The organism is Rubellimicrobium thermophilum DSM 16684 (assembly GCF_000442315.1).
Classification (GTDB): domain Bacteria; phylum Pseudomonadota; class Alphaproteobacteria; order Rhodobacterales; family Rhodobacteraceae; genus Rubellimicrobium; species Rubellimicrobium thermophilum.
The window spans coordinates 127742-141788 of record NZ_KE557324.1 but is presented as its reverse complement, the minus strand read 5'-3'; the positions used below and the strand labels follow the sequence as shown (position 1 = coordinate 141788).

Sequence of the window (14047 nt, the reverse complement as noted above, 5' to 3'; positions counted from 1 at the left end):
CCCCGGCCAGGGGGCGCCGGATCGCCTTCCCCTTCGGACTGCAGACCTCAGCCCGGCCCGGCCTTGCCCGCGTCGGGACAAAGGCGTGGACTTTCTTCCCTGCGCTCTCTGTGCAACCGTATTCAAAACCTTGCAGCGGAGAGCGAATCATGCAGGCCTTCCAGTTTCATACCGTTCCTGCAATCCGTTTCGCCGAAGGCGCCGTCGAGGACCTCGCACGCCTTGCTGCGGCACGGCTCGGCCCGCGGATCCTGCTGGTGACGGATCCGGGGCTGCGACGGCTCGGACTGATCGATCCCGCCCGCCGCCAGCTCGAGACGGCCGGCAGCCATGTCACGATCTTCGACGCCGTCGAACCCGATCCGGCCGAAGCCACGCTGCACCGGGCCGTGGCGGCCGGCCGGCAGGCCGCCGTGACCGGGGTCGTGGGCCTCGGAGGGGGCTCCTCCCTCGACGTGGCCAAGCTTGCCGCGCTGCTGCTCGGTTCGGGCGAACCGCTGGACGAAGCCTGGGGTGTGGGCCGGGCCCGCGGACCGCGTCTGCCCCTCGTCCTGATCCCCACCACGGCGGGCACCGGTTCCGAGGTGACGCCTGTCGCCATCCTGACCGTCGGCGGAGAGGAGAAGCGCGGCGTTTCCAGCCCCCTTCTGCTGCCCGATCTGGCGCTTCTCGATCCGCTGCTGACGCTGGGTCTGCCCGGTCCCGTCACCGCCGCCACCGGCATCGACGCGATGGTCCATGCCATCGAGGCCTATGCCTCGGCCAGTCCGAACAACAACCCGCTCTCCCGCGCCCTCGCGCGCGAGGCGCTGCGCCTGCTGGGCGGTCATATCCGGCAGGTCATGGCCGATGGATCGGACAGGGCCGCGCGCGGGGCGATGCTGCTGGGGGCGATGCTCGCCGGGCAGGCCTTCGCCAATGCGCCGGTCGCGGCGGTCCATGCGCTGGCCTATCCCCTGGGAGGGATGTTCCATCTGGCGCATGGGCTGTCCAATGCCCTGGTCCTGCCCCATGTCCTGCGCTTCAATGCGCCGGCGGCGGCAGCCGCCTATGCCCGGATCGCCCCCGATGCCTTCCCCGATCTGGCGGCCATCGCGCCCGAGGAGCGCCGCGCCCTGGCCTTTGCCGACCGCCTCGCGGGCCTGTGCCGCGACCTCGGCCTGCCTGCCCGCCTGCGCGATCTGGACATCCCTCGCGAGGCCCTGCCCCGGATGGCGCGGGCCGCCATGCAGCAGACCCGTCTCCTTGTGAACAATCCCCGGCCCGTGACCGAAGGGGATGCCCTGGCGATCTACGAAGCCGCCTGGTGAGCCCGCTCCATGGCCGGCCGGCATGACCCGTTGCCGGGATCCCGCCTGATCCGGGATCCCGGCTGGCCGTCCCTACTGTGCGGCGATGCGCTCGGGCGGGGTAAAGCCGAAACTGAAGGGCGCGGGTTCTCCACGCTCGGCCCGCATGGCGGCGCGCAGGGCCTCGGTCGCGGCATCGTCCACGCTGCCGTCTTCCTTCAGCACCACGCCATAGTCGCTGCGCGCCTTCCCGGGCGAGACGAGGTCATGGCGCACATCGCGCGCCACCAGCGCCGGATCGCGATCAAGCGGATCGCCCCAGCCCCCGGCCCCGGCGGTGATGAAGATGATCGTGTCGCCGGCCTTCACCGCCAGATTGTCCTTCTTGGACGGCAGGCGTTCGCGTTCGCCCGATCCGGCGCGGATGATCCACTTGCTCGAGGTGCCGCCATAGAGGCCGCCATTGATGCCCCAGGGCGGGACGATCTCGCGGTCGTCCTGGATGGAGACGCGGCCGTCTTCCAGAAGCCGGTAGACCTTCTCGATGCCGCATCCGCCCCGGTGGAGGCCCGCCCCGCCCGAATCGCGCGTCGGGCGGTAGCTTTCCACGAGGACGGGATAATAGTTCTCGATGTATTCGATGGGCGTGGCCGAGAAGAGCGGCCACCAGGCGTGCCCGTCGAGCCCGTCGCCCCGCGGCCGCCCCGGCACGCCGCCGAAGAGCAGCTCCATCAGCTGGAAATAGCGCCCGTCCCTGTCATGGCCGGTGAAGATGAAATGCGGGCTGGTCCCATAGCCGGCGGCCATCGACAGATGCGGGGCCCGCTGCCCCAGCGCCCCGGCCTGACAGTCGAAGAAGCGGGTATGCGTGTTGAGCCGGTTCGACAGCGCCGCCGGGAATCGGGGATTGAGCAGCGATCCCTCCGGCAGGACGATCTCGAAGAGGTCGTAGAAGCCTTCGTTGAACATGATCGAGGGGTCGAAGGCCATGATCATGTAGACGCCGAAGAACAGCTTGCACAGCCCTTCATGGATGTGGAAGTTGATCGGCCCCGGGGCCTGGTCATCGGTGCCGGTCCAGTCGAAGACGGCCTTTTCGCCCTTGCGGTAGATGGACAGGCGCATGCGGAAGGGGCCATTGCCCAGACCGTCGTCATCCACCCAGTCCTCGAAGGTGACGGGTTCCTCGGGGATATAGGTCTCGATCAGGGTCTTCATGGCGGCATGCGTGCGCTCCAGCAGCAGGTCGCAGGCGGCCATGTAGGTTTCGCGGCCAAAGCGGTCGCACAGTTCGCGCACCCGTGTCGCGGCCGTCCGGCAGCCGGCGATCAGGGCCATCAGATCGGCGCGGTTCATGTCCGGCGTGCGGGTGTTGTTGAGCATGATGTCGAGCACGCCGCGGTTGAGGACGCCGCGTTCGTAGATGCGCACCGGGGGAATGCGCAGCCCCTCCTCCCAGATCGTGTGGGCATCCACCGGCATGGAGCCCGGCACCTTGCCGCCCACATCCACCATGTGGCCGAAGATGGAGCTGAACCCCACAAGCACGCCGTCATGGAAGATCGGCATCATCACGCACCAGTCGTTGTTGTGCGAGATGGATCCCTTGCAGGCATAGGGATCGTTCCAGACGAACACGTCGCCGTCATGGATGTCGCCGCGGAACTTCTCGACGATGGCGGGGATGTAGGACCCGAACTGTCCCACCACCATCTGCCCGCGTTCGTTGCAGATCATGGGGAATTCGTCGTGCTGTTCGCGGATCACGGGCGAGAGGGCGATGCGCACGACGACATTGTCCATCTCGAAGCGGGCGTTCTTGAGCGCGTTCTCGATGATGTCGAGCGTGATGGGATCGACGGTCGCGGGCATGGTCAGGCTCCCTTGGCGAGGGGACGGATGAGAAGGTTGCCGTGGCGATCCACCTCGGCGGCGTGACGGGGCAGCAGGACGGTCGTGGTGTCATACTGGCGGATGATGGCGGGCCCCTCGATGCGGGTCCCGATGCCGAGCTTCGTGCGGTCGTAATGGGGGGTCTGCACCCATCCGCCATCAAAGAAGGCCGGTCGTGTCTCGATGAGGGCATCGGCCGGGTCGGTGGCCTCGGCCAGGACGGGGATCTCGTCCACCGGTTCGGTGGCGCCATGGGCCACCACGCGCAGCGCGACCAGCTCGACCGGGACATCGAAGCGCACCCCGTAGAGCCGTTCATGCAGGGCATGGAAGGCCTCGAAGACGGGATCGAGCGGCCCGCCCCGTTCGATGGCGCCAGGATCGGGCAGATCGACCGTCACTTCGAAGCCCTGCTGTTCATAGCGCAGGTCGAGCGAGAAGGTCAGGCGGCGGTCGGCTTCGGCGACATCCTGTTCGTCCAGCCAGGCACGGGCCTGTCCGGCCAGATCCCGCAGGGCGGCCCAGACGGCCTCGGGTTCGATTCCGCGGGCGGTGCGGATGAAACTGCGCACGAATTCGTTCTTGAACTCCGCCTCGAGAAAGCCCAGCGCCGAGAGGACCCCGGGATTGGCCGGGACCACCACCGGATAGCAGCCGAGCAGCTCGGCCAGGGCGTTGGCATGCAGCGGCCCCGCGCCGCCGAAGGCCACAAGGCCGAAATCCCGCGGATCGAGGCCGCGCTGCACGGTGATGACCCGCAGGGCGCCCAGCATGACCTCATTGGCGATCTGAAGGATGCCGCGCGCCGCTGCCTCCGCGGAAAGGCCGAGCTTTTCGCCGATGGCCGCCACCGCCCCTCGGGCGGCCTCCACATCCAGCGTCATGTCCCCGCCCAGCAGGACCGGCGGCAGATAACCCAGGACGGCATTGGCGTCCGAGACGGTCGGTTCCGTGCCGCCGCGGGCATAGCGCCCGGGGCGGGCCCCGGCGCTGCGCGGCCCCACGCGAAGCGACTTCGTCAGGTCCGAGACCTCGGCGATGGACCCGCCCCCCGCCCCGACCGACCGCACATCGAGCGTCGGGACCTTTGCGGGGAAATAGCCGACCTCCGTCGAACGCGAGATGGTCGGCCGGCCGTCCAGGATCACCGAGACATCGGTGGATCTGTCCCCCCCATGTCGAAGGCCAGCAGATTCCCAAGGCCCGTCCGCCGGGCCAGCATCACCGTCGATGTGACGCCGCCTGCCGGGCCGGACAGCACCGTATGCACGGGGCGGTCGGCGGCGGCGCGCGCGCTCATCAGCCCGCCATCCGAGCGGACGATGTGCAGCCGCGCCCGCACCCGTTCGGCCGCCAGGCGGTCCTCGATGCGGCTCAGATAGCGGGTCATGATCGGCCGCCCGTAATCGTTCATGACCGTGGTGATGGCGCGGTCATATTCACGGAACTCGGGCAGGATCTCCGAGGAGAGCGAGACCGGCACATGGGGATGGCGCTGCTGCACGATGGCGCGCAGGCGCTGCTCATGGACCGGATTGGCGTAGGAATGCATGAGCGAGATGGTCAGGGCCTCGATCCCCGATCCGCAGAGATCGTCGATGAGGCGGGTGGCCTCCTCCTCATCGAGAGGGCGCAGGATGCGCCCCCGGGCATCGATCCGTTCGGGGATGCCCCGGGTATCGGCCAGCGAGGCCAAGGGTTCGGGCTTGTCCATGACGATCCAGCCGAACAGCGGCCCGGGCGTCCAGGACTTGGCCAGATGCAGGGTGTATTCGAATCCCTGCGTGACGAGGAGGCCGACCCGTGCCCCCTTGCCCTCGAGCACGGCATTGGTGGCCACCGTGGTGCCGTGCAGCACCAGATCGATGTCCTCCGGCCGGATGCCGGCCTTCTCGCAGATCAGGCGGACCCCGTTCGCGACACCGATCGACTGGTCCTCCGGGGTGGAGGGGGTCTTGGCCTGGTAGACGCGCCCTGTCCTCGAATCATGCATCAGAAGATCGGTGAAGGTGCCACCGACATCGACTCCCAGCCTCATGCTCCCTCTCCTGCCGGACGGCGTCCGTTCCTCGACGCCACTTGAATGCGTATTCAATACACACTAGTCTGCCGTTGCGGCAGGTCGCAAGACCTTTCCGCAGCCGGTCGCAGGGGGCGGGGCAGACGGATGTCCCGGATGCCGCGCGGCCGGCCGGAACCCGAATGCAGACGGAACTTGCCATGGGTCAGGGCGCAGGGACGCTGTACGACAAGATCTGGGACAGCCATGTGGTCCGGTCCTATGCGGACGGCACCGATCTGCTCTATATCGACCGGCATCTCGTGCAGGAGGTGTCCAGCCCGCAGGCCTTCGCCGGCCTTCAGGCTCGCGGCCTGCCGCTGCGCCGGCCCGATGCGCATCTGGCAGTGGCCGATCATGCCGTGCCCACATTGCACCGCGACCGCCCCCTGCGCGAGGGGCTCGCCGCCCGGCAGGTCGCCCGGCTGCAGCAGAATGCCCGGCATTTCGGCATTCCCTACATCCCCATGCACGACCGCCGGCATGGGATCGTCCATGTCATCGGCCCCGAACTGGGCTTTACCCTGCCCGGTGCCACGCTGGTCTGCGGCGACAGCCATACCTGCACCCATGGCGCCTTCGGGGCCCTCGCCTTCGGCATCGGGGCCAGCGAATGTGAAAGCGTATTCGCCACCCAGACCCTGCGTCAGCGCCGGCAGAAGCGGATGCGTATCCGCCTGACGGGCAGCCTGCCGCGCGGGGTGACGGTGAAGGATGTCGTGCTGGCCCTGATCGCGCGCATCGGCATCGCCGGCGGCGCCGGCCATACCATCGAATATGCCGGCCCGGCGGTCGAGGCGCTCTCGATGGAGGGACGCATGACGCTCTGCAACATGGCCATCGAGGCCGGCAGCCGCGTGGCGCTGATCGCGCCGGACGAACGCACGCTCGACTGGCTGCGCGGCCGCCCCCTCGCCCCGCAGGGCGACCGGTGGGCGGCTGCCGTCGCCGACTGGCGCCGCCTGCGCAGCGATCCCGATGCCGCCTTCGACCGCGAGGTGGACATGGACATCTCCGACCTCGCCCCGCAGGTGAGCTGGGGCACCACGCCAGAGGACTGCGCCCCCGTCACCGGCCATGTCCCCGATCCGGCTGCCGTCAGCGATCCCGTCCGCCGCCGGCGGATGGAGCAGAGCCTGGCCTATATGGGCCTTGTCCCCGGCACCCCCCTTCGGGACATCCGCATCGACCGGGTCTTCATCGGCTCCTGCACCAATGCCCGGCTCGAGGACCTGCGCCGGGCCGCACAGGTGGTCCGCGGGCGCCGCGCCGCCCCCCATGTGCGCGCCATCGTCGTCCCCGGTTCGGCGGCGGTCCGCCTCGCCGCCGAGGCCGAGGGGATCGACCATGTCTTCCGCGAGGCCGGCTTCGAATGGCGCGATTCGGGCTGCTCGATGTGCGTGGCCATGAATGACGACCGTCTGGCCGAAGGGGAACGCTGCGCCTCCACCTCCAACCGCAATTTCGAGGGACGCCAGGGCAAGGGCGGACGCACCCATCTGATGAGCCCGGAAATGGCCGCGGCCGCCGCCCTCGCCGGGCGGCTGACCGATGTGCGGGACTGGGCCTGACCCATGGAACCCTTCGTCACGCTCGAATCGGTCGCCGCCCCCCTGCCCGAGGCCGGAATCGATACGGATGTCATCTTTCCCGCGCGCTTCCTGCTGCTGCTGGACAGGGCGGGGCTGGGCCGGCACCTCTTTCATGAACGCCGCCATGCCCGCCCCCCGGGCAGCCCGCCCTTCGTGCTCGACCGTCCGCCCCATGACCGGGCACGCATCCTCGTCACGGGGCCGGATTTCGGCATCGGATCAAGCCGCGAACAGGCCGTCTGGGCCCTGGCGGATTTCGGCATCCGCTGCATCATCGCCCCGAGCTTCGGCGAGATCTTCCACGCCAACTGCTTCCGAAACGGGCTGCTGCCCGTGACCCTGCCTCCGGCCGATCATGCCCGCATCCTGGCCGAGGCCGAGGCCGCCCGCCCCCTGGTCGTGGACCTGCCCGCCCAGACGATCCGCCTGGCCGGCGGGGAACGGATCGGCTTTGCCATCGAGCCCCATCGCCGGCAGGCCCTGCTGGAGGGCCTCGACGAGATCGCCCTGCTGCTGCGCGAGGACGCGGACGCCATCGGCGCCTTCGAGGCGCGCCAGCGCGCGCAGCGCCCCTGGCTGTTCCTGACCCGCGAACAGCTCTCCCATTTCGACGATCTGACGGAGACCCCGGCCAATGGATGACCTCCAGGAGAACTACCGCCGCGCCTATGGGGGACGCCTGGGCTTCGGCCGCAGGCCGGCCCTGCTGCTGATCGATCTGGTCCGCGCCTATTTTGATCCCGCCTGCGATCTCTATGCCGGCTGCGAAGAGGCCCTGGCCTCTGCCCTGCGCCTGCGCGCGGCGGCGCGTCAGGCCGGCGTGCCGGTGGTCCATACCCATGTCGTCTACCACCCCCATGCGCTGGATGGCGGGCGCTTCTTCCAGAAGGCCCTGCCCCTGCGCCATTTCCTGCGCGGCAATCCGATGGGCGACTGGGCCCCCGGCCTGCGGCCCGCCGAAGACGAACTCGTCGTCGCCAAGCAGCATGCCAGCGCCTTCTTCGGCACTTCGCTGGCGGCCACGCTGACCTGCTGGGGCGTGGACACGGTGATCCTGACGGGGGTGAGCACCTCGGGCTGCATCCGCGCCTCCTGCGTGGATGCGAATGCCCATGGCTTCATCCCGATCATCCCGCGCGAGGCCGTGGGCGACCGCCACCCCGCCCCGCACGAAGCCAATCTCTTCGACATGGACGCCAAATACGGCGACGTCGTCTCCGAGGCCGAAACCCTCGCCTATTTCCAATCCCTGAAGGACTGATCCCTTGGCCAGAAAGAGCCTTCGCGCCGCCCTCGAGGCCGGCCGCTTCGTCGCCGCCCCCGGCCTGCACGACATGATCGCGGCCGTCATCGCCAATCGCGTCGGCTTCGATTTCGTCTATGCCTCCGGCTACTGGACCACGGCCTCCGCCCATGGTCTGCCCGATGCGGGCCTTGCGACCTATACCCAGATGCTGGACCGCGTGGCGACGCTGGCGCGGACCGTCGAGGCGGGGGTGATCGCCGATGCCGATACCGGCTATGGCGGGCTGCTGAATGTCCATCATACCGTGCAGGGCTACGAGGCCGCCGGCGCCGTCGCGATCCAGATCGAGGATCAGGACTTTCCCAAGAAATGCGGGCACACGCCCTTCAAGCGGCTGATCGCCCTGCGCGACATGGTCGAGAAGGTGCAGGTCGCCTGCGAGGCGCGCCGCAACCCGGACACGCTGATCATCGCCCGCACCGATGCGCGCCAGGCCGAAGGCTTCGAGGGCGCCGTCCGGCGCGGCCTGGCCTATGCCGAAGCGGGGGCCGACATCGTCTTTCTCGAGGCGCTCGAGAGCGAGCAGGAAATGCGCGAAGCCTGCCGCCGCATCCCCCGGCCGATGATGGCCAACATGGCCGATGGCGGCCGCACACCGATCCGCAGTGCGACCGAACTGCAGGCCATGGGCTATGCCATGGCCATCTATCCTTCGATCACGGGACTGGCCGCCGCCCGGGCGATCGAGAATGCCCTGACCGTGCTGAAGGAGGAGGGCACCTCCGATTCGCCGCGCCTGCCCCTGTTCTCCTTTGCCGAATTCAACCGCCTGATCGGCTTTCCGGCGGTGTGGGAATTCGAACGCCGCTGGGCGAGGACCGACGGCACCTGAAGGGAGAGGACGGAAATGGCACGCATCGCCTGTATCGGCACCGGCATGGTCGGCAGCGCCTGGGCCGTCGTCTTCGCCCGCGCCGGCCACGAGGTGATGCTCTTCGACAGCGAGCCCGCCCAGGCCGCAAGGGCCCTGACGGCCATCCGCCGGATGCTGGACGATCTGGGGGCCGCGGGCCATCTGGCCGAGGGGGCGGCGGCGGTCATGACGCGCATCCACACCGCTCCTTCGCTGGCCGCGGCGGTCGAAGGGGCCGCCCATGTCCAGGAAAGCGTGCGCGAGGACTGTCGCGGTCAAGCGTCAGGTCCTTGCCGGGATCGCCCGTCATGCGCCGGCGGACGCGGTCCTGGCCTCCTCCACCTCCGCGCTGCCCGGCAGCAGCTTCCTGGGCGATATCGAAGGGCCGGAGCGGGCGCTTGTCGTCCATCCGGTCAATCCGCCGGCCCTGATCCCGCTGGTGGAAATCTGCGGGACGGACCAGACCGCGGCCGATACGGTCGAACGGACACGGGCCTTCATGGAATCGCTCGGCATGCGGCCGGTCGTGCTGCGGCGGGAGATCGCCGGTTTCCTGCTCAACCGCCTGCAATACACGCTGGTGGCCGAGGCGATGCATCTTGTCGGCGAAGGATACTGCACGGCCGAGGAGATCGACATCGTGATGACGCAGGGTCTGGCTCTGCGCTGGTTGTCCGTGGGGCCCTTCGCGACGGCGCATCTGAATGCCGCCGACGGCTTTGCGGGGTTCGTCGCGCGGCTCGGGCCGATGATGCGGCGGATGGGGGCCGAGGCCCGCACCACCTATCCCTGGACCGAGCAGCAGGCCGCTGCGATCCATGCCGAACTCTGCCGTCGCATGCCGGTCGAGGCCCTTCCCCTCTGGCAGGCGTGGCGCGATCGCCGCATCCTGGCCGCGCGCCGCCTGCAGGAGATGGGGGACGAGCCCTGACGCCGGGCATCCCTGCCCGCGCGCGGCCCGGGCGGCCCGGGCGGCCGGGGCGCGGCAGGCCGGGGCCTCAGGGGCCGACCTGCCGCGGCACCGTCTCGCGCCAGACGAAGACGGGGGGGATGCGGCGATCGATGCCGGGCTCGATGGGCCGGTCGGGATCGTCCAGATGGAGGATTGCCAGCGCGTCTTCCGCCATCTGCTCGATCGGCTGGCGCACGGTGGTCAGGCGATAGGGCCAGCGCGCGCTTTCGGCGATGTCGTCGAAGCCGCCGACCATGACATCGCGCGGCACGCGCAGGCCCATCTCGCCCCGCAGCGCGTCCATCGCGCCCATGGCCATGATGTCGTTGATGCCGAAGATGGCATCGGGGACGGGATGGCCCTCCTCGCGGAAGGCTCGCAGGACGGCGGCATGGGCCCCGGCATAGAGCGATCCGCCCTCGAGCTCGAGGATGCGGCTCCGCGGGATCCCCGCTTCGAGCAGGCGCAGCGTGAACCCCCTGAGGCGGTCCTGGCTCGTGGTGCCCCGGGGATCGCCCTTGATGACGGCAAAGCTGCGGCCCGGCATCGAGAAAGGCTTCGGCCATCATCTGGCCCCCCTTCTCGTTGTCGCAGCGCACGCCCGAGGCATCGCTGCCGGGGATATAGCGGTTGAACAGCACGATGGGGATGCCGCGGTCGTGGCAGAGGCTGGTCATCCGGGTCGAGATCTGGGCCGCGGTCAGGATGATCCCGTCCACCTGATAGCGCAGCACGCGCATCAGCGCGGCATCGCTGTCGCCCCCGTTCTCGACCGAGAAGGTGAGGATGTGCCGCCCCTGCGCCTGAAGCCGCTCCATGAGGATGCGCAGGACCTGGACATAGAAGGGATTGTCGAGCGTGCCGAGAATGACGGCAACCATGTTGGTGCGCCGCGTGGTCAGGCTGCTGGCGATCGAATTGGGCACATAGTTGAGCTTGCGCGCCGCCTCGAGGATGCGCTGCCGCTTGTCCTCGGCCAGGCTCGATCCGGGCGTGAAGGCGCGCGAGACCGCCGCCTGCGAGACCCCTGCAAGCGCCGCCACATCGCGCGAGGTGATCCGGACCCGGTTCATGATCGCTCTCCACACTGGACTGCCATCGTCCTGCCATGCCGCGGCGACACAGCCGATGGTTCCTGCTGCATAAATGCGCGAAAGCCGCCTTCCGTCCAGTCGCCATGCCACGGCCCCGATGCGGCAAAACCGATTGACAGAAGAGCCCCGTCCCCAGTAATGAAAGCGTATTCAAAAACAGGATCCGGCCGGGGGTCGGAACCGGATCCGCCAACACCAACAGGGGATCACCGATGACACGTCCGTCCTGCGCCGCCCTGCTTCTGTCCTGTGCCCTGACGGCCCTGGCCATCCCCGCCTCCGCCCAGGAGGTGGATCAGGCCGGACTGCAACGCGCGGCCGAAGCCCTGGCGCCCTATCAGTCGCTCCCCGTCTTCGAGGCACCGGGCGAACCCTTCGATGCGCGCGCCTGCGCCGAAGGCCGGCGGATGCTGTCCATCCCCAACAATTCGGCCAATCCCTTCCTCAAGGGGATCATCGACCGCATGAAGGAGGCCGGGGCGCTGGTCGGCCTCGAGGTCGTGGAGTGGGAGAACCAGGGCCAGCCCAGCCAGTGGGTGCAGGGCTTCGAATATGCGATCCGCGAAGGCTTCGACATCATCGACCTGATCTCGGGGATCGATCCGGCGACGGTGGATCCGCAGGTGCGCGCCGCGACCGAGGCCGGGGTCAAGGTCATGACCTCGCATTTCTACGACCCCTCGATGGAACAGCATCCACTGGTTTCCTCCTCGCTGACCATCGATTTCAACGAGGTGGGTCAGATCCTCGCCAACTGGTCGATCGTGAACACCGGGGGAGAGGCGAGGATCGTCCTGATCGTCTCCAACGAGGTGCCCCCCACGCATCCGCTCGTGGCCGGCATCAAGGACACGCTGGCCGCCAACTGCCCGACCTGCGAGATCGTCGAGGAGATCAATGTCGGCGTCACCGAATGGGGGACCAAGATCCAGCCCGCGGTTCAGTCGGCGATCCAGGCCAATCCGGATGTGAACGTCGTCATCCCGATCTACGATTCGATGTCGCAATTCGTCGTCCCGGCCCTGCGCCTGACCGGGACGGCAGGAACGATCAAGGTGCCGACCTTCAACGGCACCCCCTTCGTGCTGGACTTCATCCGCGAAGGGGTCGTGTCGATGGATATCGGCGAAAGCCTCGACTGGATCGCCTATGCGACCGTGGACGGCCATCTGCGCGATCTGTGCGGTCTCGAGACGCCCACAGCGCTGAATGTGCCCTTCTACATCTTCGACAGCAGCAATGTCGAAACGGCGGGCGTTCCCGCCCAGTTCGATACCGGCTATGGCGATGCCTACATCGCCGGCTTCCATGCGCTGTGGGGCCTGGACGGCTGATGGCCGCTTCCGCGCCCCTCCGCGGCGAGACGCCTGCCCCGGCCGGGGCGCCCCCGGTGCTCGAACTCTCCGGCCTGAGCAAGAGCTTCGGGGGGCGCGCGCCCTCGACCGCGTCGCCCTCTCTGTCGCCCCCGGCGAGGTGCATGGCCTGCTGGGCAAGAACGGATCGGGCAAGTCCACGCTGGTCAGGATCCTGGCCGGGTTCCATGCGCCCGATCCGGGCGGACGCATGCGCTTCAACGGCGAAGAGGTGGCGATGCCGCTGCGCCCCGGCGATTTCCGGCGGCTGGGGATGAGCTTCGTGCATCAGGACCTGGGCCTCGTGCCGAGCCTGACCGTGCTCGAGAATCTCCGCCTTGCGGATCTGATCGCGGCGCGGGGGGCCTTCATCGACTGGCGCCGGGAAACCCGCCTCGCACAGGAGGCGCTCGGGCGCTTCGGCCTCGCCCTCGATCCGCAGGACCGGGTGGATCGCCTGTCGGCCGTCGATCGCGCCCTTCTGGCCATCGTCCGCGCCTTCGAGGAGATCCGCACAGCCTGCGACACGACCGGGCGGCCCGGTCTGCTGATCCTGGACGAACCGACGCCCTTCCTCCCGCAGGAGGGGGTGGCCCGCCTCTTCGATCTGGTGCGCGGTATCGTCCGGACGGGATCGAGCGTCGTCTTCATCTCTCACGATATCGACGAGGTGCGCGAGATCACCGACCGCGCCACCGTCCTGCGCGACGGCGTGGTGGCTGGTCACCTGGTGACGCGCGATGCCGGGCATGACGATTTCGTCGAACTGATCGTGGGGCGGCGGCTGGCCCGGCGCGAAGGCCCCCGTCAGGGCACACCCCGCCGGTTCCCACCCCTGGCCGAGATCCGGGGTGCCGAAGGCCCGCGGCTGCCGCCCTGCGATCTGTCCATCGGCCGGGGAGAGATCCTCGGCCTGACCGGACTGATCGGCTCGGGCTATGAGGAGGTGCCCTATCTGCTCTTCGGGGCGCGGCGGGCGAAGGGGGGGCATCTGCGTCTGGACGGCGGGGCGGAACAGCCTCTCGTGGCCATGACGCCGGCACGGGCGCTCGAGCAGGGTCTGGCGCTGCTGCCGGGCGACCGCAACAGGGCGGGGGGGATCGGCAGCCTTCCCGTGGCCGAGAACATGTTCCTTTCCGATCTGGATCGCTTCATGCGCCGGGGCATCCTGCGCCGGGCCCGCATGCGGCAGGAGGCGCGGGATCTGGGAACCCGCTTCGAACTGCGCCCCAACGATCCCGATCTGCCGCTCGCCGCCCTGTCGGGGGGCAATGCCCAGAAGGTGATGCTCGCCCGCTGGATGAACCGGACGCCGCGCCTGCTGCTGCTCGACGAGCCGACCCAGGGGGTCGATGTGGGCACGCGGGCGCTGATCTTCGAGGCCCTGCGCCGCGCGGCAGCCGAAGGCATGACCGTGCTCTGCGCCAGCTCCGATGCCGAACAGCTGGCCGAGATCTGCGACCGCGTCCTTGTCTTCGCCCGCGGCCGCATCTGCACCGAGATCACGGGCAGCCGCCTGACCCGATCGGGAATTGCCGAGGCGTGCTATGCCTCGGCCCGGCTCGACCCGGACCGCCCCGCCCCATCCCGGCCTGCCAGCGCCCCTGCCCGCCTTCGCGCCTGAGGTCGCCCCATCACGGACAGACAGGCAAGACCC

General features: G+C 69.0%; 12 protein-coding genes and 2 pseudogenes. 9 read left to right on the top strand and 5 right to left on the bottom strand.

From position 1 onward, the window contains the following. The first annotated feature begins 149 nt into the window (after nucleotides 1–149). Nucleotides 150–1310: an iron-containing alcohol dehydrogenase gene (locus RUTHE_RS13010; protein ID WP_021098914.1), complete on the top strand. Its 1161-nt coding sequence runs from the start codon at nucleotides 150–152 to the stop codon at nucleotides 1308–1310. A gap of 72 nt (nucleotides 1311–1382) precedes the next feature. On the opposite strand, the gene RUTHE_RS13005 is transcribed toward RUTHE_RS13010, so the two are convergent. From RUTHE_RS13005 to RUTHE_RS18065, 3 genes are read right to left on the bottom strand one after another with little or no spacing between them, the layout of a single operon-like run. Next, nucleotides 1383–3161, bottom strand: coding sequence for a hydantoinase B/oxoprolinase family protein (locus RUTHE_RS13005; RefSeq protein ID WP_021098913.1), 1779 nt, complete (start codon nucleotides 3159–3161; stop codon nucleotides 1383–1385). A 2-nt stretch (nucleotides 3162–3163) separates the two neighbouring features. After that, on the bottom strand, nucleotides 3164–4330 hold the full coding sequence (locus RUTHE_RS18070; protein ID WP_021098912.1) for a hydantoinase/oxoprolinase family protein: 1167 nt from the start codon (nucleotides 4328–4330) through the stop codon (nucleotides 3164–3166). After that, on the bottom strand, nucleotides 4327–5220 hold the full coding sequence (locus tag RUTHE_RS18065; RefSeq protein ID WP_021098911.1) for a hydantoinase/oxoprolinase N-terminal domain-containing protein: 894 nt from the start codon (nucleotides 5218–5220) through the stop codon (nucleotides 4327–4329). Before RUTHE_RS18065 ends, RUTHE_RS18070 begins: the two co-directional genes overlap by 4 nt. A 164-nt stretch (nucleotides 5221–5384) precedes the next feature. Between RUTHE_RS18065 and leuC the strand changes: the two genes are divergently transcribed. The 6 genes and pseudogenes from leuC to RUTHE_RS12975 all read left to right on the top strand — a co-directional run bounded on the left by leuC (nucleotide 5385) and on the right by RUTHE_RS12975 (nucleotide 9923). Continuing rightward, nucleotides 5385–6812, top strand: coding sequence for a 3-isopropylmalate dehydratase large subunit (leuC, locus tag RUTHE_RS12995; protein WP_021098910.1), 1428 nt, complete (start codon nucleotides 5385–5387; stop codon nucleotides 6810–6812). 3 nt (nucleotides 6813–6815) lie between these two features. Then, nucleotides 6816–7475 (top strand): 3-isopropylmalate dehydratase small subunit, encoded by a 660-nt coding sequence (leuD, locus tag RUTHE_RS12990; RefSeq protein WP_021098909.1) that lies wholly within the window; start codon nucleotides 6816–6818, stop codon nucleotides 7473–7475. Next, the gene (locus RUTHE_RS12985) at nucleotides 7468–8094 is read left to right on the top strand and encodes an isochorismatase family protein (protein WP_021098908.1); all 627 of its coding nucleotides are present in this window, start codon (nucleotides 7468–7470) and stop codon (nucleotides 8092–8094) included. The genes leuD and RUTHE_RS12985 overlap by 8 nt, the downstream gene beginning before the upstream one ends. 4 nt (nucleotides 8095–8098) lie before the next feature. Continuing rightward, nucleotides 8099–8971, top strand: coding sequence for an isocitrate lyase/PEP mutase family protein (locus tag RUTHE_RS12980; protein ID WP_021098907.1), 873 nt, complete (start codon nucleotides 8099–8101; stop codon nucleotides 8969–8971). A gap of 15 nt (nucleotides 8972–8986) precedes the next feature. Further along, nucleotides 8987–9202: pseudogene (locus RUTHE_RS17760) on the top strand (3-hydroxyacyl-CoA dehydrogenase NAD-binding domain-containing protein); the annotation flags it as partial. A 31-nt stretch (nucleotides 9203–9233) separates the two neighbouring features. Beyond that, nucleotides 9234–9923, top strand: coding sequence for a 3-hydroxyacyl-CoA dehydrogenase NAD-binding domain-containing protein (locus RUTHE_RS12975; protein ID WP_021098905.1), 690 nt, complete (start codon nucleotides 9234–9236; stop codon nucleotides 9921–9923). Between the two features lie 67 nt (nucleotides 9924–9990). Here RUTHE_RS12975 and RUTHE_RS18060 read toward each other — a convergent pair whose 3' ends face one another. Both RUTHE_RS18060 and RUTHE_RS18670 read right to left on the bottom strand, forming a co-directional pair. Then, nucleotides 9991–10491: a substrate-binding domain-containing protein gene (locus tag RUTHE_RS18060; protein WP_021098904.1), complete on the bottom strand. Its 501-nt coding sequence runs from the start codon at nucleotides 10489–10491 to the stop codon at nucleotides 9991–9993. Nucleotides 10492–10528: 37 nt separating this feature from the next. Continuing rightward, nucleotides 10529–11017 (bottom strand): annotated as a pseudogene (locus RUTHE_RS18670) (LacI family DNA-binding transcriptional regulator); the annotation flags it as partial. A gap of 233 nt (nucleotides 11018–11250) precedes the next feature. Between RUTHE_RS18670 and RUTHE_RS12965 the strand changes: the two are divergent. Further along, nucleotides 11251–12372, top strand: a complete 1122-nt coding sequence (locus RUTHE_RS12965) for a sugar ABC transporter substrate-binding protein (RefSeq protein ID WP_021098903.1) — start codon at nucleotides 11251–11253, stop codon at nucleotides 12370–12372. Between the two features lie 139 nt (nucleotides 12373–12511). Then, on the top strand, nucleotides 12512–14014 hold the full coding sequence (locus RUTHE_RS12960) for a sugar ABC transporter ATP-binding protein (protein ID WP_245542244.1): 1503 nt from the start codon (nucleotides 12512–12514) through the stop codon (nucleotides 14012–14014). The last annotated feature ends 33 nt before the right edge of the window (nucleotides 14015–14047 follow it).